Consider the following 19935-nt stretch of genomic DNA (forward strand, 5'->3'; position numbering starts at 1 on the left):
TCAACTTCCCCCATGTGAGTGATGGGTGGACAGCGCACTCATACTGTTTTGGTTACCCTGGTAGGTGACATTCCTTCATTCTCACGAAAGGACTCGAATGAACATCGAGCAGGCACGTCAGATGACTGAGGGCAAAGGCTTCATCGCCGCTCTCGACCAGTCCGGTGGATCTACCCCGAAGGCTCTGCGCCTGTACGGCATCAACGAGGATCAGTACTCGAACGAAGATGAAATGTTCGACCTGGTTCACGAGATGCGTACCCGCATCATCACTTCCCCGTCCTTCAACTCTGAGCAGATTATTGGCGCGATTCTCTTCGAGCAGACCATGGATCGCGACATTGAGGGAATCCCGACCGCTCAGTACCTGTGGGAAAAGAAGGGCATCGTCCCGTTCCTGAAGACTGACAAGGGCCTGGCTGACAAGGAAAACGGCGTTCAGCTTATGAAGCCGTGCCCGGGCCTGGATGAGCTGCTGGAGCGCGCTGTCGCTAAGGGCATCTTCGGTACCAAGATGCGTTCCTTCATTGCCGAGGCAAACGAAGAGGGCATCAAGGCCAACATTGCCCAGCAGTTCGAGTTCGGCAAGCAGGTTCTGTCCCACGGTCTGGTTCCGATCCTGGAGCCGGAGGTCGACATCAACGCTGCTGACAAGGCAGAGGCTGAGGACATCGTCCTGCGCGAACTGCTCGCTGGCCTGGATGACCTGGCTGATGACCAGAAGGTCATGATCAAGGTTTCCATCCCGACCAAGGATGACCTGTACAAGCCGCTGATTGAGCACCCGAAGGTCATGCGCGTTGTCGCCCTGTCCGGTGGCTACGAGCGCGAGGACGCCAACGAGCGCCTGTCCCGCAACCACGGCATGATTGCTTCCTTCTCCCGTGCACTGTCTGAGGGCCTGTCCGCTCAGCAGTCCGACGAAGAGTTCAACGCAACTATGGCTGAGTCCGTCAAGGGCATCTACGAGGCTTCGATTTCCTAATCGTCCGCGCTGTGCATCTGCGCTTGTGCGCGCCTCTAGGTAGCCGCTAGCGCAACTAAAAACTCCCGCACCAAGAAAACCTGGTGCGGGAGTTTTTCTGTCGGCGCCTCTGCCCTTACGACAGCACCGTCCTACACCGAGCGCTTCGCAACAGCTGCTTTACGACGCGCATTCACACCACCAATGACAACCGGTAGCACGGAAATTGCAATCACCAGTAACATGATCTTGTCGATGGAACTGGTGATTCCCGGAATGTTGCCCAGCAGCACACCAACAGCGACCATACTGGCGACCCAGCCAATCGCACCGGCGACATTCCAGCCGATGAGCTTTCCGTAGGGCATATTCGCAGTGCCCGCAGCCAGCGGAACGTAGGTGCGCACAATGGGAACAAATCGCCCCAGCACCAACGACAGAGGTCCGTACTTGGCAAAGAACTTCTCGGCCGCTTCCAGACGATTAGTTCGCAGCACCTTTGCATTGTCGCTGAACAGTTTGCGGCCGAAGGAGTGGCTTAAGAAGTAACCGACTTGATCGCCCAGCACCGCGGCAATAATACCGATAACCAGCACCTGCCAAGTGTGGACATCTAGCTCTGACCTTAAGACGGCAGCAGTGACCAACAGCGAGTCACCGGGCAGAAAAGGAAAGAGCACACCGGACTCAATGAAGATGATGAGTCCAAGCCCCGCAAGCACCCAAGGGCCAAACCCCTGGAGTAGAGCTTCGGGGTCTCCGATACCGGAGAGGAATCCAGAAAAATCCATAACGGCAATCTTTTCAGCAACAACTATCGATTCTGCTGAGCTAATTAGAGTATTTTGCTGAGAGTTTTTCTGGGTACTGTGTTTTAATCGCGCCCCTGATAGTCAAATACCGGCAGCGACCAGCCACGCCACAGCGCCGCTAGTCGAATGAACAGCGCCGACAGTACAGCGCAGATAATGTTGATGCTCTCGTGCAGGCCAACCATGTCGAGCACGTAGTAAAGCGTCGCCGCGACGACTGCGATGGAGGCATAGAGCTCCTTTTGGAACACCAGTGGGACGCGGTCACACATCAGGTCGCGGAGCACACCTCCAAACGCACCGGTAAGAACGGCGCCGACAATAGCGATGATGACACCGTGCCCCATCTCCATGGCCACGCGGGCACCAATGATGGAAAACGCCGACAAACCGATCGCGTCAGCGACCAAGAACACGACTCGGAAGTGCTTCATCAGGAAGTCAGCCAACAGCACCGTGATCAGTGCTGCACCGACGATAACCAGCAAATATTGTGGGCTTGCAACCCACACCAACGGATAGTGGCCGAGAATGACATCGCGCAGGGTACCACCGCCGATAGCAGTCATGCACGCAATTGTTGAAACCCCGAAGAGATCCATGCGCATTCGACCGGCCGCTAGTGCGCCGGTGACGCCTTCGGCCGTAATTCCAATGACCCAGAGGATGTGGAGCAGCATGATTAGAAATATAAAGGACTTCGCCCGAATCGGTAGAACTATAGGCTAATATCCCGCAATCTTCGCTCCCCACTCCTGCTTTCAGCTCGGCTCGCCCCTCTTCATTGCTTCCCAGCTAGCCCTGATCGCGAATTTCCAGCACCGGAATCGAGCGGCGAATCCGTTCCACCTCCGCTATATCAACATCGGCGACAAGCAACTGCGGGCTGTAGCCCGCCGAAGCAATAACCCCGCCGTCCGCATTGACCAGTATGGAGTGCCCCGCGCCAGTTGGCCCCTCATCCTTGCCTGCAGCCTTCGCTCCACCAGGCCGTGCCGCATCAACGGCCGCGATCACGCAAGTGCTGTCCAAGGCACGTGCCGAAACCAGGGTCTGCCACTGCGTCACCTTGCCCGGACCATCATTCCACGATGCAGGCAGCGCGATGACCTCCGCGCCCAGGTTGGCCAGTTGAATGAATTGCTCCGGAAACCTGATGTCAAAGCATGTCGCAAGGCCGAGGGCAACCGACGATCCGTCGGCAAGCGGGACATCACACACCACGTGCGCGTTGCCCGGCGCGACGGTATCGGATTCGCGAAACCCGAAAGCGTCGAAGAGGTGGAGCTTGTCGTAGAACTCGACACCGGGGCCGTCCTCATCACGCCAAGCCAGAAGCAGCGAATTGAAGACGCGGTGCATCGTCTTACCGTCGCGCTCCACTTCATCTGCCGGGCGGAACATGCCGACTACCACGCTGATTCCGGCATCGTGAGCGGCCTGCGAGACCTCCGCTACGAACCTATCGCTGCTGGACTCCGCCACGACATCCAGGCGACCGGAATTGAACGCCTTCATCGTGGCCTCGGGGAAGACCACCAAATCGGCGTTGTCCTGTGCTGCTCGCGCGATAGTCACCTTTACCGCGTCCAGATTCTCTTCAACCGATGCTGACAATTCCAACTGAGCCAGTGCAATACGCATGCCTAAATGTTACCGGCTCCCCCGGATTGACTGTCCTGAAGTTATCCACAGGACGTCGCCGTGCGTTGCTATCGCTCAGAGTTATCCACAGTTCGCTGAAGATGCTCTTCCGCTGCTTTTCGCCACCCAGCAGAATCAAAAACATGGCCGAACACATCACAGTCAATCCAGCTCAACTATCCGCTTTAAGCCGCTCTTACCAGCAGATTTCCACTCGTATTGATGGTCTTTCCACCATCGTCGCAGCTGCCCCGGGAAGTGCCGACCTCACCGCTGCCCTGCCCGGCTCACGGATTGTCCCCGCTGCCTCCACTACTTGTGGGAAGTGGTCGGAATCATTGCTTGCCGCGTGCACAAACATCGACGTTATTGCGCAGGCTGCCGATGCCCTCGCGGTCAGCGCTCTCGCGCACGAGCATGACCAGTCCGCCGCCTTGGAAAAGCCGTCATGGTCACGGTAGGCGAAGCGCTGCTGTGGCGTGTGGATTCGCTGGAGACGCTTGCCCGGGCACTGCGTTCCGGGGCGCGCGCCCTCGCCGATTCCGCCGACAGTTCCCAGGCCGCACTCAACGCGCTTTCAGAGGATGACTTCGCCGGCGACAACCGCAGCGCCGCCGAGGTTTCTGTCACCCACAGCTCCACGCGTCTGCGCCGAAGCAGCGTCGCGCTCGAACGTCTCGCCGCCTGCTGCAGCGACACCGCCGCCATGCTTAACGACGTCATCCGCGAACTTACCGACGCGGTAAACCAGGCAACCAACCTGGGGTTTCAGGTGAACCTGGTTTCTGGTGCGGTGACTCCGCCGGAGGGCATGCTGTCTGCGATTGCGCGCAGCCTCGTTCATCCCAAAATTCCTGCCGGGCCTTTCACCATGGCCGAATGGCGTGCAACCTCGCAGCTTCGGATTCAGTCGGCTTTGGCTGAACTCAACCGACTCGATGAGAAGGCGGCGGGCGCAATCTCAGCTCTTTCACCACTGGTGGCAAGCGAAGTTAGCGGCTCGGGTAGATTGCAGCCATCACAGGCTGGCAGTGGTACTGGCAACCCTGCTGACAGAGGGCTTGACGGTGGTTGGGACTTGGAAGTTGGGAGCGGATTGACTGGGGCGTATTCGAGTAGACCGCTATCGGAGATAGACGCTGCCATGTCCGCTCGCGCCCGGGCTTTGGGGCTGCCTCCTGGACAACTATTGGAGTCCTCGCCTGGACATTCTGCGATTGCGTTCGGTGACGTTGAGCGAGCATCGACTGTGATTACTCTCGTCCCCGGCACCAGCTCTAGCGCGGAGGATGCTAGCAGGCAGTTCGAGCGCGTAGCCGCGACCTTCCACGCCGCCGGTGAAGATCCGGAGGATGTGGCGGTGGTGTTGTTTTCCTATGACGCGCCGCCCGACCTCCGTGAGGCCATACGCACCGAGTATCACAATTTTGCCGCTGAGCGGCTGCAGCATTTGCAAGCTGGTTTGATTGAACGTTCCGGTGGTGTCGATAGTGGTGACACTGCGATTGCCGGTGGCATTACTAGCCACGGCACGTCTTCTACTCAGCGGCACGTTGTTGCCGGCTATAGCTATGGGGCGACGGTGGTCTCGCAGGCTTCCCTTGGTAGTGGCCTCTACGCGGATAGGGTGCTGCTCATAGCTCCGCCAGGTGTTGGCCCCGGACTGGAGCGCGCAAACGACATGAAACTACTCAAGCCGGACGGCACAGTCCGACCCGAAGATGAAAATAGCCACCGTGTGGCAGTGGCGACGTCCCCGATGGACCCCATTCGTATTCCTGCCGAACTGGGGATTCATGGGAAAAACCCAGCGGATGAGGATTTCGGCGCGTACGCACTCAACCTGAGTGAGCGTGGCCTGTCCATGCGAGACTTGGCCGAATTCATGGTCACTCCCGTGCAGGATATTCCTCAAAAGTATCGGCACATCCAGGGCAACCCACACATCGAACACTACTTTGACGACGAAGTTTTCACCCGCGAGGCCAACCGGTGGCTAACTGACAGCTGACCGGTCTCTCAGATCAGCGGTTGCGAATCCACGGCCCAAATTAACAAGCCAAAAGAAAACGGACTAACCAGGCGACGCTGGTTAGTCCGTTCACTCAGCCGTGTGGGATTACCTTTCCCCACCGCGGTTGTCTTTGTGCCGGCGTCGTGTGCGCGGCTCCCACATCACCACTGCCGTAGAGCGTGGGACGTGAACCAGTTCGCCTCGCGAACGACGAGCCTGTGCCTTTGCTTGATAGAGCTGCTCTCGCAGTTCTGCATTTTCCTGCTCAAGCGAATCCACCCGCTCAGTCAGGTCGATGATGGCCTTAATACCGGCCAGGTTGACGCCGTCTTCCTGACTCAGACGCTGAATCTCACGCAGCAGCGCCACATCGCGTTTGGTGTAGCGCCGACCTCCGCCGGAGGTTCGCTGCGGAGTTACCAACCCGAGTCGGTCATAATTGCGCAGCGTCTGCGCATGCATGCCCGCGAGATTCGCGGCTACGGATATGACATAGACCTCAGTGTTGTCGGACATTATTTCGCACCTGCCCAACCCTCACGAGGATTGAACCCGCTGGCACGTTCCGCTTCGACGTAGGAGCGCAATGCCGAAGTGGCATTGTCGTCCAAATTGGTCGGCACCTTCACACGCACGGTTACCAGCAGGTCACCCGGAGTGCCATTGCGCTTCGGGATTCCTCGACCGCGCACACGCAGTGTTCGGCCATCGGCTGTGCCAGCCGGGACACGCACGCGAATCTTGTCACCCAACGTCGGCACGGTAATGGTGCCGCCGAGTGCGAGCTCGCCGAAGCTCACGGGCACCGTGACCTCAAGGTCGTTGCCGCTGCGGGTGAAGACTTCATCCGGGCGAACATGAACGGTGACAAAGAGGTCACCGGCCGGACGTCCCCGCAGTCCCGCTTCACCTTGGCCCGCAAGACGGACCTTCTGGCCGTCCACCACACCTGCGGGGACGCGAACGGTGATGGTACGACGGCGGGTGGTCACACCGGTGCCGTTACACTGCGAGCAAGGGTTCTCGATACGAGTGCCCTGGCCACCACAGTCCGCACACGGACTGGAGAAGCCGAAGGCCCCCTTTTGCTCCTTGACATATCCCGAACCATGACAGGTGGTACACGTCACCGGTGAGGTTCCCGGCGCTGCACCCGAACCATTGCAGTTCGTGCATGGCGACGGGTTGGTGAGCTGCAGCGGGATGGTGACACCTTGGGCAGCCTCGCGGAAATCGAGCGTAATCTCTGTCTCCACATCCGCACCACGGCGGGCCTTCTGCCGCCCGGCAGCACCAGCGCCACCATTGCGGTTTACGAAGCCGCCCAGGAAATCACCTAGGCCACCTGCACCACCAGCATTGCCACCGAATCCGGCACCTCCGCCGAAGAGATCCGACACGTCGAAGTCGAATCCACGTGCACCGGCAGCACCGGCTCCGCCGGCACCTGCGGCACCGGGGAATCGGAAACCACCTGCGAGAGCTGCACGCAGCTCATCGTATTCGCGGCGCTTGTCCTCGTCACCGACCACCGAGTATGCCTCGGAGATTCGCTTGAACTTATCTTCAGCGGCCTTGTTACCCGGGTTCTTGTCCGGGTGGTTCTCCCGGGCTAACTTGCGGTAGGCCTTTTTAATCTCGTCGAGTGACGCAGACTTAGAGACGCCCAAGTCAGCGTAATAGTCCTTATCTGCCCATTCCCGTTGAGTCATGGTGCATCTCCTCCTTTCAGAAAAACTAATTCAAAGAAATCTGCGTCACTTGTGTCTCCGCTACTGCGGATCGCCGATGATTACCATCGCCGTACGAATGACACGGTCATTAATTCGGTAGCCCTTGCGCAGCACATTGGCTAGAACCTTGTCATCCCCTTCAGAGAGATCCTGGACAGCCTCGTGGATGTCCGGGTTGAACTCCTCTCCTGCGGCACCAAATTCCTCAACACCCTGTGCGGTCAGCACGCCACGGAATTTATCCGCGAAAGCCTTCAGCGGCGTGCCGTCTGCCAAGTCGCCGTGCTCTTCAGCCCGGTCGAGGTCATCAGCCAAAACCAGCAGTTCTCCAGCCAGCTTTGCCTTCGCCTGTACGCGCTCGGCTTCACGGTCTCGGTCAACTCGACGACGGTAGTTTGCGAACTCCGCCGACAGGCGCTGCAGGTCCTCCGTGCGCTCATCCAACTCACGCTGGATGGCTGCAACTGGGTCTGCAGCTTCCTCCGCGGCGGTGTCGCCGGCGGCACCTTCGGTCGCCGGCTCCACGTCGTCGTCAAGCTTGGCCTGCTCGAAGACCTCGTTGACCTGATCGGCCAGGTTGGCCGGCTCCTCCGGGGTGGGCTGGTTTCCCTGATCCTGGTCAGTCATTCTTACTTGTCCTTCTCGTCCTCGTCGACGACCTCAGCGTCAACGACGTTGTCGTCAGCGTCAGCGGCCTCAGCACCCTCGGCTGCGGTTGCACCCTCAGCTGCCTGAGCCTCGTAGATAGCCTTACCCATCTCCTGGCTCTCGGTGGACAGCTTCTCGACGGCGGACTTGATGGCCTCGATGTCGGAGCCCTTCAGAGCCTCGTCGACTTCCTTGGCAGCCTCTTCAACGCGGTCGCGGATGTCCTGGGAAACCTTGTCCTCGTTCTCCGATGCGAACTTGCGGGTCTGGTAAGCCATGGACTCAGCCGAGTTGCGGACTTCCTGCTCCTCGCGGCGCTTCTTGTCCTCGTCAGCGTGCTTCTCAGCGTCCTTGATCATCTGGTCGATCTCCTCCTTGGAGAGGCCGGAGCCGTCCTGGATGGTGATCGTGTTTTCCTTACCAGTGCCCTTGTCCTTAGCGGTGACGTGGACAATGCCGTTGGCGTCGATGTCGAAGGTGACCTCAATCTGCGGGACACCACGCGGTGCCGGAGCGATACCGCCCAGCTCGAAAGAGCCCAGCAGCTTGTTAGCTGCAGCCATCTCACGCTCGCCCTGGAAGACCTGAATCTGAACGCTCGGCTGGTTGTCTTCAGCAGTGGTGAAGGTCTCCGAACGCTTGGTCGGGATAGTGGTGTTGCGTTCGATCAGCTTGGTCATGACACCGCCCTTGGTCTCAATACCCAGCGACAGCGGGGTGACGTCGAGCAGCAGCACGTCCTTGACCTCACCGCGCAGAACGCCGGCCTGCAGAGCAGCACCAACTGCGACAACCTCGTCCGGGTTAACGCCCTTGTTCGGCTCACGACCACCGGTCAGTTCCTTGACCAGCTCGGAGACTGCCGGCATACGGGTGGAACCACCGACCAGCACGACGTGGTCAATGTCGGAAACCGAAACATCAGCGTCAGCAATGACCTGCTGGAACGGCTTACGAGTGCGGTCAAGCAAATCAGAGGTGATGCGCTGGAACTCAGTACGGGACAGGGTCTCGTCCAGGAACAGCGGGTTCTTGTCAGCATCAACGGTGATGTACGGCAGGTTGATAGATGCCTGCTGCGAGGAGGACAGCTCAATCTTGGCCTTCTCAGCAGCCTCACGCAGACGCTGCAGAGCCATCTTGTCCTTGGTCAGGTCAATGCCGTTGCTGGACTGGAACTTCTCAACCAACCAGTCAACGATGCGCTGATCCCAGTCATCGCCACCGAGCTTGTTGTCACCAGCAGTTGCGCGAACCTCAACAACACCGTCGCCGATCTCCAGCAGGGAGACGTCGAAGGTACCGCCACCGAGGTCGAAGACCAGAATGGTCTGCTCCTTGTCGGACTTCTCCAGACCGTAAGCAAGTGCAGCAGCAGTCGGCTCATTGACAATGCGCAGGACGTTCAGGCCAGCAATCTGACCCGCTTCCTTGGTTGCCTGACGCTCAGCGTCGTTGAAGTAAGCCGGAACGGTAATAACCGCATCAGTGACGTCGTCACCCAGGTAAGACTCAGCGTCGCGCTTCAGCTTCATCAGCGTACGAGCGGAAATCTCCTGCGGAGTGTACTTCTTGTCATCAATCTCGATGCTCCAGTCAGTACCCATGTGGCGCTTGACCGAACGAATAGTGCGATCAACGTTAGTGACAGCCTGGTTCTTAGCGGACTGGCCAACCAGGACCTCACCATTCTTTGCAAATGCAACCACCGACGGAGTGGTGCGCGAACCCTCAGCGTTCGCAATCACCTGAGCCTCGCCGCCCTCGAGGACGGAGACACAGGAGTTCGTCGTACCCAAGTCAATACCAACAGCGCGTCCCATGATGAACACCTTTCTAGAAAAGTAAAAGAATTGCCCTTAAGTCTTACGCGCTCAAGTCTGCATTGCCGTAGAAAATCTGTCAAGCAAACTTGAGTGTGTCCGACTCAATGTTTGTCATGCTATGCAACGGACTATGGGACAAAGTTATTCCAACCCGACTCAACTTTTCTAAAAAAACCGTCATCACCGCAGGTCACCGCGATAAAAGATTTTTACAAGACTATGCTCTAAAGCCACTCACGGTAGCCGACAGCGCAATTTTCTATACAGAATCCTGCCTCTGGACTCCAGGGGGACAAAGAATTTCCTAGCACTAGCCCTGGGAACTTTCCTGCACAGCGAACCGACTAATCCCCTGACGTGTTTTGCAGCCACCGGCTCATCAACAGGCCATGCCCTTGTTACCCCATGGCCTGACACCGAATCAGCTCTGGCGGCTCCACTAATACATGTCTAAATTCTCCCCATTTACGGGGCGATTGAGCCAAGAATTCATCCCACTTATTTAGGAGTTTTTCGTGCCTCAGAATGCACAGCGACACCATTTCCCCTTTTTCCGTGGGCTCGCAGTAGCGTCGGCAAGCGCCGCACTAACCCTCGCCTTCCCTGCCATTGCATCCGCACATGTGCATGCAACCCCGTCGTCTGCCCCGATTGGCGGCTACGCGGATCTGGCTTTCGGGGTCGGCCATGGCTGCGACGGTTCGCCGACGACGAAGGTCGAGTTCACCATCCCGGAGGAGTTCGAAAAGGTTACGCCGAACGTGAACGCGAACTGGGATGTCACCAAGGAGTCGACCGGCTCTGGCAAGAATGAAAAGGTGCAGAAGGTCATCTACACCGCAAAGACTCCACTGCCGTCGGACCTGAAGGATTCTCTGACGCTCAGCGTGAAGGTGGCTGATGACGCAAAGCCGTCGACAGTTGAGGTGCCGACGCTGCAAACCTGTGAAAAGGGTTCGATGAACTGGGCTGAAAAGGACCACGATAGTGACTACCCGGTTCCAACTGTGGAGCTGATTGAGAAGTCGGAAGACAATGAACATAGCCACGGCCACGACCACAGCCACAACCATGGCACCAGCGAGACAAACCACGGCGATAGCCGCTCAGACGACGTGGAGCATTCCGCAGCTGCTACCAGCGAGGATTCGAGCAGCACGCTTGGCGGCTGGGGCCTGGGGCTCGGCCTCGTGGGCGCGCTGACCGGTATTGCCGCATTGGTAGTTTCACTGCGTAAGCGAGGTTAAGACCACAGGCGGATTGCCACTCGGGAATCCGCCTTCACCGCGGCACTGCCGCCCATGCCTTCACAGAGCTCACCCCATGCGAGCACATAGAGCCGGCCGATCTTGACAATGCACGCCGGAGGATAATCCGTGCTGTCGGCTCGTCGTTTCGGTCGACGCAGTGAACGGACAATGCAAAGCTCTCAAACAATGACGGCTGAATCACGCATCTAGGCTCGGATTGAGTTAGGCGAAGCTTTATGGCGTATTCGAAAACCGTTCGAAGGCAGTGGGAGGATTACACTGGCAAAACAGCAAAAACTCGAGCTGGGAACCCCGTCCCATCCTTTGGCTTCGGCCAGGAGGCAACCACGAGAGCCCCCGTTTCCGGCACCTGGTCGAGCCCAGCCAGAAGTTCAATCTGCCATCGGTCACGCCCTAATAGATAGAGTTCCGTCGGCAAGCTGCCACCATGAGCCACGATGCCGGGGTCCGTATCAGTGGTCTCGTGCCCAATCGCCACAACGCCACGGTTGTCTATCAACCATTCGACAACCTCAACGTTCCATCCTGGGTAGTGAGTCACGCCCTCTTCATCCGCATTGGCCATTGCCTCAGCGTCAGGCCACCGCTTTGACCAGTCACTGCGAAATGCGACAAATGCACCGCCCGGAATCAAACCATTGCGTTCCTCCCACGCCTCGACATCAGCAATCGAAGGGGAGAAATCATTATCCCGAGCGACTTCAGCAGTGAAATCTAGGACGACCAAAGGCAGGATCATCTGCTCGACGCCAATATTGTCAAGAGTTCTCGTCTCTTGGACGAAATGCACAGGCGGATCCACATGCGTACCCCACTGGCCAACAAACTGATACTGGTCGATTTCAAATCCATGCTCAGCAACGGTGAAAAGCCGTGTTCGCTGTTCGTCGGGAAGCGCAGGGAATTTCGGCTGACCGGCGTGAAACGCGTGAGTCAAGTCAACATAGGTGTGGTTTTCCCGAAGCTTGCGAGCAATGTCCCATAGTTCGTGCGTGTTTGCGGTGTTCTTGTTCGACATAAAGCGAAGTATATAGACAAAGCTGTCTAGTTAGCCAATATGGCCACCGGCACATCGAGCACTAAAAGACACCAACTCGCCCCACCCTGCACCTATCAGCTCAAACAGCCTGACGACACCCGCTACCGCAGGTACCCTCGCATACAGGAAAGACTTTTCAAGCCGCAGCCACGTTCTTCAGATTTTGGAATTGCGGGCTACATACACAACTTTCACCAAACTCAAGCCATCCCAAAGGAGTATCTAATGACCACCTACGAAAACATCCTTACCGAAACCCGAGGTCGCGTCGGCATTATCACCCTGAACCGCCCGAAGGCACTGAACGCCCTGAACCACAAGACCATGGAAGAGATCGGCGCAGCAGCCACCGCTTTCGACAACAACTCGGGAATCGGCGCGATTATCATCACCGGCTCCGAGAAGGCGTTTGCCGCAGGTGCGGACATTAAGGAGATGGCGGACAAGTCCGGCACCGAGATGTATGTCTCTGACTGGTTCGCACGTTGGGATGTTCTGACTTCCGTCCGCACTCCAGTTATCGCCGCCGTCAACGGCTACGCCCTGGGCGGTGGCTGCGAGGTCGCTATGATGGCGGACTTCATCATCGCTGGCGCTAAGGCCAAGTTCGGTCAGCCTGAGGTCAACCTCGGCATCTCTCCGGGCATGGGCGGCTCGCAGCGTCTCACCCGCGCAATCGGCAAGGCTAAGGCAATGGAGATGTGCCTCACCGGCCGCATGATGGGTGCCGAGGAAGCTGAGTGCGCAGGTCTGGTCGCCCGCGTCGTCGAGCCGGAGGCGCTTCTCGACGAGGCCCTGAAGGTCGCCGACACCATTGCGTCGAAGTCACTGGTAGCCACTACTCAGATTAAGGAACAGATCAACCAGGCCTACGAAATGACGCTGTCGCAGGGACTGCTCTTTGAGCGTCGCACCTTCCACTCCCTGTTCTCCTCCAATGACCAGAAGGAAGGCATGGCCGCTTTCACTGAAAAGCGCGAGGCAAACTTCACCAATTCCTAGAAACTGCTAGTTCACAGTCGACGGGACTGCCAGCCACAGAGCCGAGTTGTCGGCGGCAGCATAGGTGTCTCGTGCACGCGGTGTGTGCGTTGGAGAAGTCACAATGACAGCAGCACGAACGCCACGGGCTCCCGATCCTGCAAGGTATGCAGTGCCTGCCGCGTTTTCAACGGTGGAGTCTGAGTTTGTTTCCATCGTGATTCGTCGCTTCCACACTCCCATAGATGCAAGCGCATCACGCATGTACTCAGCCTCAGTCTGGCAGCCCGGCTGAGTACGACCACCCGTGACGACGACCGGGTTAAGCGGATGACGCAGCGCCAGCGAACGTGCAGTTTCCAATCGGGACGTCAAAACAGCAGGAGCACTGCAGTCGGGATTAAGACGGGCTCCGAGCACAATAATCGGCACCTGAGGATCAAGTAACGCAGTCTCCGCAGCTGCACGTCCGACCGGGGACACCACCACTGGAGTCACAAGCGAGCTATTGAACGCCTTGACTGCGACCGCACTGACCGGATTGGCGTTTGCCACTACACCCGAGCCAAAGACCGCACTCGCAGTAAGAATAAGGCCTGCTCCAGCCATAGCGATTGCACGGAAAGATCGCGCCATTAAAGTCCCTCTCAAGAAAAAGTGGCACGGAGAAATCCACACTCCACATGCCATTTAGAATCAGGCGGATAAATCCGCAGTATCACGCTGCTAATACTAGGCGCTACACAAAATGGCGCCTACATAAGAATTACGCGGGGGTGGCCAGGCACTCTCTTCGCCACCAAAATAGCACGCCGCCTACCAGGTAAATTGCGGACGTAGAGGCTTTTAAATCCACTTGGGATTCATAAAAGTGAGTTACATTTAATGACTTTTTCGTTAACTGCCAGCAAATCCCGGGATCCAATAGCAAATTATCCACCAAAACACAGGTACAGAAGTCACTATTGTTATTTATGTTAAGCATGTAACGCATGTGAATACATGTCTGCTTCAGTCAATTTTCGAAGGCCAACACACCACCGAGCACCCCCTCCGTCTCGCGACACAGTCCCGCCCCGACACTCCGGCACTACCCCCACAATGCGTCCGCAAAACATCGAATCGGCAACACTCGACAACTACATACACGCAACGCCGCCGCCACTTCCGCCCATAAAAGCGTGACGACGAAAGTGCCGCGCGCCGTCGTTAAGCGAAGGCGTTAAAACCCGTCGAACCCCTCTCGAATAAAACAACGATTTTTTTGCGTAATTCGTCAAATAACCGCTGGTTACACCGTGTATCGATGAATTCAGCACTATTTTGCACATTAGTTAGGTAAGCGTCCGCGGCTCGTGATAGAACTCACAAGAGAACTATTTTCACTCAGCCATCACCCTGGCTGAGCCAGCCTAGAAGGAACATTATGAGCGTGCTCAACCTCGCCGCGGCGACGGCTGACACGGCGATTCCGGAATCTACCGGATTCACCGTCGCAGTCGGCGTTATTGGCGTCCTGTTGTCCCTGCCCTGCTGGTTCATCTTTATTAAGGGATTCACCCATATGGTGAAGACCATCATGGTGGGCCAAAAGACGTACGGTCACACCGGTGAATGGGGAACCCGTATTTGGACCATGATCCGAGAGATCGTCGGTCACACCAAGATGGCCAAGAAGCCCGGCGTTGCTGTGGCTCACTGGTTCGTCATGGTGGGCTTCCTCCTCGGTTCCCTAGTGTGGTTCGAGGCGTACATTCAGACCTTCTGGCCAGCCGGTGGTTGGCCAATCCTCAGGAATCTGACGGCCTGGCACTTCATCGACGAACTGCTCGGCCTGGGCACCACCCTGGGCATCCTGGCACTGATTCTCGTCCGCCAGACCAACCTGGGCAAGGAGCGTCTGAGCCGCTTCTACGGATCCAACGCCAAGGCTGCCTACTTCGTTGAGGCCGTCGTCCTCATCGAGGGCCTGGGCATGATGTTCGTCAAGGCTGCCAAGCTGGCTACCTACGGCGACCACGGTCACACTGGCGCCGAGGTCTGGACCTGGGCGAACTTCGTCACCGGTGGTATCGCACAGATTCTGCCGGCCTCCGAAGTCATGGTGTCCATCTTCGCGCTGATTAAGCTGCTGTCCGGTATGGTCTGGCTCTTCGTTGTTGGCCGCAACCTCACTTGGGGTGTCGCATGGCACCGCTTCCTGGCGTTCGCCAACATCCTGCTCAAGCGCAACGCTGACGGCTACAACGCCCTCGCTGGGGCTAAGCCGATGACCTCTAACGGCGAAATCCTGAACCTGGAAGAGGCTGACCCGGAGGTTGACTCCATGGGCACCGGCGTAGTCACCGACCACTCCTGGAAGGCTCTGCTGGACTTCACCTCCTGCACCGAGTGTGGTCGCTGCCAGGAGCAGTGCCCGGCATGGAACACTTCCAAGCCGCTGTCCCCGAAGCTGCTGGTTAACCAGCTGCGTGACCACGCTTACGCTTCTGCCCCGTACCTGTTGGCTGGCGAGACCATCGAAACCGCTCGCGAGGGCGAAGGTGCTGGCGCAGCACTCCTGACCAAGCCGCTGGTTGGCGACGGCGACGAGGGCATCATCGACCAGGACGTTCTGTGGTCCTGCACCAACTGTGGTGCCTGTGTTGAGCAGTGCCCGGTTGACATCGAGCACATCGACCACATCGTTGATATGCGTCGCTACCAGGTCCTGGTGGAGTCGGACTTCCCGACCGAGCTGGCTGGCCTGTTCAAGAACCTTGAGACCAAGGGCAACCCGTGGGGCCAGAACGCTTCCACTCGCGCCGACTGGATCAATGAGGTCCGCAAGGAAGGCGTCGTTGTCCCGATTTGGGGCGAGGATGTCGAGAGCTTCGACGATACCGAGTACCTGTTCTGGGTCGGTTGTGCCGGTGCTTACGACGACAATGCGAAGAAGACCACCAAGGCTGTTGCAGAGATGCTTTACACCGCAGGTGTGAAGTACGCTGTGCTCTCCCAGGCCGAGGGTTGTACTGGCGACTCCGCTCGCCGTGCTGGTAACGAATTCCTCTTCCAGATGTTGGCTGAGCAGAACATCGAGCAGCTCGACGAGGTCTTCGACGGTGTGCCGCCTAAGCAGCGCAAGATTGTCGTCACCTGTGCGCACTGCTTCAACACCTTCAAGAACGAGTACCCGGAGCTGGGCGGACAGTACGAAGTTGTCCACCACACCCAGCTGCTGAACAAGCTGGTTCGTGCTAACCGCCTGCAGCCGGTTGCTTCGGGTCAGGGCCGCCAGGTCACCTACCACGACCCATGCTTCCTGGGCCGCCACAACAAGGTATTCGAAGCTCCGCGTGAGCTGATTGGCGCGTCCGGCGCCAACCTCGTCGAAATGCCACGTAATAAGAACACCGGCTTCTGCTGTGGTGCTGGTGGCGCTCGCATGTGGATGGAAGAGACCATCGGTCAGCGCATCAACGTAAACCGCACCGAAGAGGCTGTCGGAACCGGCGCTGAGGCAATTGCCATCGGCTGCCCGTTCTGTAAGACGATGATGAACGATGGCGTCAACAACGTCATCGAGGACGACGAGAAGAAGCCGGAGGTCCTGGACATCGCCCAGATGCTCCGCGACTCCGTGAAGGTCGACGGCGAGCTGCCGCAGGCACGCGAACCGGAGTGGATTGAGCAGCCGGAGCGTGGCTGGGTCGATCCGAAGAAGGCTGAAGAGGAAGAGCGTCAGCGCCTCGAGGAAGAGGAAGCTAAGCGCAAGAAGGCTGAGGCTGCCGAGAAGAAGAAGGCAGAGAAGGCTTCCGCTGCCGGCGCTGGTGCCGCAGCTGCTGGTGCTGCTGCAGGCGCTGCCGCCAAGGGTGGCGCTCCGACTCCGGGTGGTGCTCCAAAGCCAGGCGGTGCCAAGGCCGGCGCACCAACTCCGGGTGGCGCCAAGAAGGGTGCTCCTGCTCCGGGTGGCGCTCCGAAGCCAGGCGGCGCCAAGGCCGGCGCCCCGGTTCCAGGTGGTGCAAAGGGCGGCGCCCCGACCCCAGGCGGTGCCAAGAAGGGTGCTCCAGCTCCGGGCGGCGCTCCGAAGCCAGGCGGCGCCAAGGCCGGCGCACCGGTTCCAGGTGGCGCTAAGAAGGGCGCTCCAGTTCCGGGCGGCGCCAAGGCCGCTAAGCCGGCCGCGCAGGCAGAGCCAGCAGCTGCAGAAACCGAAGCTCCGGCTGAGGCTCCGAAGGCAACCAAGGGCGCTCCGATTCCGGGTGGCGCACGCAAGGGTGCCCCGGTTCCAGGTGGTGCTAAGAAGGCAGCCCCGGCCGCCAAGCCGAAGGCCGAGGAAACCGCTCCCGCCGAGGACACCGCTGCTGAAGTAGCGGCCACCGAGTCCGAGCAGCCAGCAGCTGACCAGCCAGCAGCTGAGCAGCCGAAGACCGCATCCGGTGCTCCGGTTCCGGGCGGCGCACGCAAGGGCGCTCCAATCCCGGGTGGCGCACGCAAGGCCAAGCCAGTCGCCAGCACCCCTGCCCCGGCAGCAGAGGAAACCGAAGCTCAGGAGGCTCCTGCTCAGCCAGAGGCAGAGCAGGCTCCGGCGCAGCCAGAGGTTACCGAACAGCAGTCGGCGGAAGATGCCACCTCCACCGAGCAGGCCACTGAGGCCCCAGCCGAGGAGACGCAGGCGCCGTCGGCAAGCGCTAAGAACCTTCCGCGCAACCAGCACGGAGTTCCGCTGCCAGGATCGGCGCGACGTAAGTAGCGCTCGCTAAGTAAACAGGAATCCGCCCGAGAGGTTATTCTTCCCGGGCGGATTTTTTGTGCTTTACGACGACCCCTGCGCCACGGCATTAATCATGCAAATGGCACTCTCAACCGCACTGACAATATATTGATTACTGCATATTGATTACTGCATCCCGTTAGAGATGACCGCGTTGTGGTGTGGAAAGAGGTCTTGGCGTAGTGATTAAGAAATCGCTGTCACAGATAAGAGACTTTCTGAGGACTCCGGGGTCAGTGGAGATGGTCATTGCGCTGATCCTCACGGCTCTCGATGCGCTAATTTTCCGCGAGAGCAACTCTGATTTATTGTTGCCGACCATTATCGGTGGCCTTCAGGTCATTCTTGTTGCAGTGGCCACGTATTTGCCGCTCTTTGCCATGGTGGTTGTCCCAGCGAATTTCTTGGCGTTGACCTTCCTCCCAACAGAGCAAGCTCCAATGCAGATTTTCTGTGCGCTTCTCATCGTGGAAGTGATGCGTGCTAACAACAACAAGATGCCGGCGAGAATCACTGCGTTGCTCTTGTTGGTGATTTCAAACTACGACGTAAACACAAGTACTTTCGCACGCGACCATGTCGCAACCTTTGTGACAACACTGCTTTTTGTAATTGCCTACGCCATCGGCATGATGCGCAGCCGCTACAAAGAGCAACGCCGGCGGGCAACGATTGAATCTAACCGCGCTCTGGAAGAACAACGCCTTGAGTTGGCGACCGTACTGCACGACTCCACCGCCAAGTCCTTTACTCGCGTAACCATGCTGGCACAGGCGCTCGCCATCGAGCGAGAAGGGACCGATGAAAAACTTGAAGAATCCCTGGAGGACATCGCAGAGACCTCCCGAGAAGGCCTGCTACAGCTTCGCCAGTTGCTTTCATTGCTGAAATCCGCTGACGACGAGAGTTCTTTGACCTCCGCTATCGGCCAGGATGAGCGAGTTCCCAGCATGAACAAGGTGCTCCAACAGGCCAAAGATGAACTACAGGAAGCTGGGTTTAACGTTTCGCTGGCCACGAGGATCGAAACCGAGCCCTCTTTGACGCAGATTTCAGAGGTTATCTCGCCGGCGCTGTCGGAGTTCTGCACGAACATTCAGAAGTACGGCGAACCGCAAACGAACGTTCACATTCTGGCGCTGAGCAATGAAGAAGATGGCTTCACGCTCGACATCAGCAATCAGATATCGAAGGCGCTACCGCATTTTCTGCCGCGGGCGATGCTCTCGAGCGGTTTGGGGCTTTCCTCACTGCATCGGCGAGTGCGACCGTGGGACGGTTCCATCACGTCAGAACGAGAAGGAAATGTGTGGAATTGCAAACTCCACATGCCACCTACCAACCAGTAGGTTACGCTAGCGTAAGATTGATGTAGTAGCCGCCTGTGACGAAGATATCTCTCGAAAAGTCCTGGTTAGCGTAGTAATATCACACGATGACAGATATTGTTCGGTTTTTATAACTTCTATGAAAGGTTCGCGGATGTCTGACATTAAGGTTCTCATTGTCGACGACGACCCACTCGTACTCTCGACGCTGCGAACCTATTTCAAGAAGGCACCGCATATCACCGTGGTCGATGAAGCCAGCGATGGCCACGAGGCTCTCAACATTATTGCCCGTGGTGGCGTTGACGTAGTTTTGACCGATATTCATATGCCCAACATGGACGGCGTTGAGCTACTTGAGCGCATTAAGAAGGTGGAGAATCCACCGAAATTCATCGCTATCACCTCATTTGATACCGATGAAACAATGCTGAAAATCTTGAGTCTCGGCGGAAATGGCTACATTCTCAAAACTGCCCGCCCGGAATCTGTCATTGGCACCGTTGAAGATGTCTTCCAGGGTGGCACCGTCATCTCGCCGATTTCTGCGACTCGGCTGATTAAAACTCTGCCGTCCCGCAACATTTCCTCGTACAAGATCACTCAAGCCGAGCGAGAGGTTCTCGGCCTAATCTGCCGCGGTAAGTCAAACCACGACATCGCCAAGGAACTCGGCAAGTCGCCGGGCACTATCAAGAAGCACCTCTCCAGCATGTTCAATAAGTTTGGAGCTACCTCTCGCCTGGACCTGGCGCTGAAAGCAATAGACGCAGGCTTCCACCCGCCGGCATCCGCTGCCGCAGAATAACCAGGGGCTCTAAGATTTGGCCGGTTAGCGGCTCTGAATTGAGCCTTTGCAGGCCCGAGATGGATAGCAAAAAGGGGCATATTCAGGGTTAAGTAAAGAAAAGTGTGTCCGCAT

At 57.9% G+C, this 19935-nt stretch carries 17 protein-coding genes; 8 read left to right on the plus strand and 9 right to left on the minus strand.

Annotation, left to right across the window (positions count from 1 at the left end; all coding sequences use genetic code 11):
* Window positions 1-97 precede the first annotated feature (97 nt).
* The gene (locus tag HMPREF3135_RS07715; RefSeq protein WP_038626781.1) at window positions 98-985 is read left to right on the plus strand and encodes a fructose bisphosphate aldolase; all 888 of its coding nucleotides are present in this window, start codon (window positions 98-100) and stop codon (window positions 983-985) included.
* A gap of 131 nt (window positions 986-1116) precedes the next feature.
* Here HMPREF3135_RS07715 and HMPREF3135_RS07720 read toward each other — a convergent pair whose 3' ends face one another.
* The 3 genes from HMPREF3135_RS07720 to HMPREF3135_RS07730 form a co-directional block, all read right to left on the minus strand.
* On the minus strand, window positions 1117-1755 hold the full coding sequence (locus tag HMPREF3135_RS07720) for a DedA family protein (protein WP_070439026.1): 639 nt from the start codon (window positions 1753-1755) through the stop codon (window positions 1117-1119).
* 83 nt (window positions 1756-1838) lie between these two features.
* Complete coding sequence (locus tag HMPREF3135_RS07725) at window positions 1839-2456, minus strand: trimeric intracellular cation channel family protein (RefSeq protein ID WP_038626783.1); 618 nt, start codon at window positions 2454-2456, stop codon at window positions 1839-1841.
* Between the two features lie 115 nt (window positions 2457-2571).
* A complete protein-coding gene (locus HMPREF3135_RS07730) occupies window positions 2572-3420 on the minus strand; it encodes a nitrilase-related carbon-nitrogen hydrolase (protein ID WP_070439029.1) in 849 nt (282 codons plus the stop codon).
* A 143-nt stretch (window positions 3421-3563) separates the two neighbouring features.
* Between HMPREF3135_RS07730 and HMPREF3135_RS07735 the strand changes: the two genes are divergently transcribed.
* Together HMPREF3135_RS07735 and HMPREF3135_RS07740 are read left to right on the plus strand one after the other, a co-directional pair.
* Window positions 3564-3881 (plus strand): hypothetical protein, encoded by a 318-nt coding sequence (locus HMPREF3135_RS07735; protein ID WP_070439032.1) that lies wholly within the window; start codon window positions 3564-3566, stop codon window positions 3879-3881.
* Window positions 3869-5431, plus strand: a complete 1563-nt coding sequence (locus HMPREF3135_RS07740) for an alpha/beta hydrolase (protein WP_070439035.1) — start codon at window positions 3869-3871, stop codon at window positions 5429-5431. Before HMPREF3135_RS07735 ends, HMPREF3135_RS07740 begins: the two co-directional genes overlap by 13 nt.
* Window positions 5432-5539: 108 nt before the next feature.
* Here the strand turns inward: HMPREF3135_RS07740 and HMPREF3135_RS07745 are convergent, their stop codons facing one another.
* Genes HMPREF3135_RS07745 through dnaK form a run of 4 tightly spaced genes read right to left on the minus strand, consistent with a single transcriptional unit; the run spans window position 5540 to window position 9638 of the window.
* Window positions 5540-5950, minus strand: a complete 411-nt coding sequence (locus HMPREF3135_RS07745; protein WP_016421562.1) for a heat shock protein transcriptional repressor HspR — start codon at window positions 5948-5950, stop codon at window positions 5540-5542.
* Complete coding sequence (dnaJ, locus tag HMPREF3135_RS07750; protein WP_005511752.1) at window positions 5950-7146, minus strand: molecular chaperone DnaJ; 1197 nt, start codon at window positions 7144-7146, stop codon at window positions 5950-5952. The genes HMPREF3135_RS07745 and dnaJ overlap by 1 nt, the downstream gene beginning before the upstream one ends.
* 60 nt (window positions 7147-7206) lie before the next feature.
* Window positions 7207-7794, minus strand: a complete 588-nt coding sequence (gene grpE, locus HMPREF3135_RS07755) for a nucleotide exchange factor GrpE (RefSeq protein ID WP_016421563.1) — start codon at window positions 7792-7794, stop codon at window positions 7207-7209.
* A gap of 2 nt (window positions 7795-7796) precedes the next feature.
* Window positions 7797-9638, minus strand: coding sequence for a molecular chaperone DnaK (gene dnaK / locus HMPREF3135_RS07760; protein WP_048734453.1), 1842 nt, complete (start codon window positions 9636-9638; stop codon window positions 7797-7799).
* Window positions 9639-10156: 518 nt separating this feature from the next.
* Between dnaK and HMPREF3135_RS07765 the strand changes: the two genes are divergently transcribed.
* Complete coding sequence (locus HMPREF3135_RS07765; protein ID WP_049171733.1) at window positions 10157-10888, plus strand: YcnI family protein; 732 nt, start codon at window positions 10157-10159, stop codon at window positions 10886-10888.
* A 277-nt stretch (window positions 10889-11165) separates the two neighbouring features.
* On the opposite strand, the gene HMPREF3135_RS07770 is transcribed toward HMPREF3135_RS07765, so the two are convergent.
* Complete coding sequence (locus tag HMPREF3135_RS07770; protein WP_049171735.1) at window positions 11166-11930, minus strand: cyclase family protein; 765 nt, start codon at window positions 11928-11930, stop codon at window positions 11166-11168.
* Window positions 11931-12176: 246 nt separating this feature from the next.
* Between HMPREF3135_RS07770 and HMPREF3135_RS07775 the strand changes: the two genes are divergently transcribed.
* Window positions 12177-12953 carry an enoyl-CoA hydratase gene (locus HMPREF3135_RS07775; protein ID WP_070439037.1) on the plus strand — a complete coding sequence of 259 codons (777 nt, stop codon included), beginning with the start codon at window positions 12177-12179 and terminating at the stop codon, window positions 12951-12953.
* A gap of 6 nt (window positions 12954-12959) precedes the next feature.
* Here HMPREF3135_RS07775 and HMPREF3135_RS07780 read toward each other — a convergent pair whose 3' ends face one another.
* The gene (locus tag HMPREF3135_RS07780; RefSeq protein WP_016421568.1) at window positions 12960-13568 is read right to left on the minus strand and encodes a YdcF family protein; all 609 of its coding nucleotides are present in this window, start codon (window positions 13566-13568) and stop codon (window positions 12960-12962) included.
* Window positions 13569-14358: 790 nt separating this feature from the next.
* Between HMPREF3135_RS07780 and HMPREF3135_RS07785 the strand changes: the two genes are divergently transcribed.
* The 3 genes from HMPREF3135_RS07785 to HMPREF3135_RS07795 all read left to right on the plus strand — a co-directional run bounded on the left by HMPREF3135_RS07785 (window position 14359) and on the right by HMPREF3135_RS07795 (window position 19821).
* The gene (locus HMPREF3135_RS07785; RefSeq protein WP_070439040.1) at window positions 14359-17664 is read left to right on the plus strand and encodes a heterodisulfide reductase-related iron-sulfur binding cluster; all 3306 of its coding nucleotides are present in this window, start codon (window positions 14359-14361) and stop codon (window positions 17662-17664) included.
* A gap of 263 nt (window positions 17665-17927) precedes the next feature.
* Window positions 17928-19034 carry a histidine kinase gene (locus tag HMPREF3135_RS07790; RefSeq protein ID WP_246818326.1) on the plus strand — a complete coding sequence of 369 codons (1107 nt, stop codon included), beginning with the start codon at window positions 17928-17930 and terminating at the stop codon, window positions 19032-19034.
* 133 nt (window positions 19035-19167) lie between these two features.
* Window positions 19168-19821 carry a response regulator transcription factor gene (locus HMPREF3135_RS07795; RefSeq protein ID WP_016421571.1) on the plus strand — a complete coding sequence of 218 codons (654 nt, stop codon included), beginning with the start codon at window positions 19168-19170 and terminating at the stop codon, window positions 19819-19821.
* The last annotated feature ends 114 nt before the right edge of the window (window positions 19822-19935 follow it).

The organism is Corynebacterium sp. HMSC14H10 (assembly GCF_001807105.1).
Taxonomy (GTDB): domain Bacteria; phylum Actinomycetota; class Actinomycetes; order Mycobacteriales; family Mycobacteriaceae; genus Corynebacterium; species Corynebacterium jeikeium_D.

What these genes read in the sequence shown, in the direction of transcription:
- HMPREF3135_RS07715 (WP_038626781.1), top strand. Translation starts at nt 98, where the DNA reads ATGAACATCGAGCAGGCACGTCAGATGACTGAGGGCAAAGGCTTCATC.
- HMPREF3135_RS07720 (WP_070439026.1), bottom strand. Translation starts at nt 1,755, where the DNA reads ATGGATTTTTCTGGATTCCTCTCCGGTATCGGAGACCCCGAAGCTCTA.
- HMPREF3135_RS07725 (WP_038626783.1), bottom strand. Translation starts at nt 2,456, where the DNA reads ATGCTGCTCCACATCCTCTGGGTCATTGGAATTACGGCCGAAGGCGTC.
- HMPREF3135_RS07730 (WP_070439029.1), bottom strand. Translation starts at nt 3,420, where the DNA reads ATGCGTATTGCACTGGCTCAGTTGGAATTGTCAGCATCGGTTGAAGAG.
- HMPREF3135_RS07735 (WP_070439032.1), top strand. Translation starts at nt 3,564, where the DNA reads ATGGCCGAACACATCACAGTCAATCCAGCTCAACTATCCGCTTTAAGC.
- HMPREF3135_RS07740 (WP_070439035.1), top strand. Translation starts at nt 3,869, where the DNA reads ATGGTCACGGTAGGCGAAGCGCTGCTGTGGCGTGTGGATTCGCTGGAG.
- HMPREF3135_RS07745 (WP_016421562.1), bottom strand. Translation starts at nt 5,950, where the DNA reads ATGTCCGACAACACTGAGGTCTATGTCATATCCGTAGCCGCGAATCTC.
- dnaJ (WP_005511752.1), bottom strand. Translation starts at nt 7,146, where the DNA reads ATGACTCAACGGGAATGGGCAGATAAGGACTATTACGCTGACTTGGGC.
- grpE (WP_016421563.1), bottom strand. Translation starts at nt 7,794, where the DNA reads ATGACTGACCAGGATCAGGGAAACCAGCCCACCCCGGAGGAGCCGGCC.
- dnaK (WP_048734453.1), bottom strand. Translation starts at nt 9,638, where the DNA reads ATGGGACGCGCTGTTGGTATTGACTTGGGTACGACGAACTCCTGTGTC.
- HMPREF3135_RS07770 (WP_049171735.1), bottom strand. Translation starts at nt 11,930, where the DNA reads ATGTCGAACAAGAACACCGCAAACACGCACGAACTATGGGACATTGCT.
- HMPREF3135_RS07775 (WP_070439037.1), top strand. Translation starts at nt 12,177, where the DNA reads ATGACCACCTACGAAAACATCCTTACCGAAACCCGAGGTCGCGTCGGC.
- HMPREF3135_RS07780 (WP_016421568.1), bottom strand. Translation starts at nt 13,568, where the DNA reads ATGGCGCGATCTTTCCGTGCAATCGCTATGGCTGGAGCAGGCCTTATT.
- HMPREF3135_RS07785 (WP_070439040.1), top strand. Translation starts at nt 14,359, where the DNA reads ATGAGCGTGCTCAACCTCGCCGCGGCGACGGCTGACACGGCGATTCCG.
- HMPREF3135_RS07790 (WP_246818326.1), top strand. Translation starts at nt 17,928, where the DNA reads ATGGTCATTGCGCTGATCCTCACGGCTCTCGATGCGCTAATTTTCCGC.
- HMPREF3135_RS07795 (WP_016421571.1), top strand. Translation starts at nt 19,168, where the DNA reads ATGTCTGACATTAAGGTTCTCATTGTCGACGACGACCCACTCGTACTC.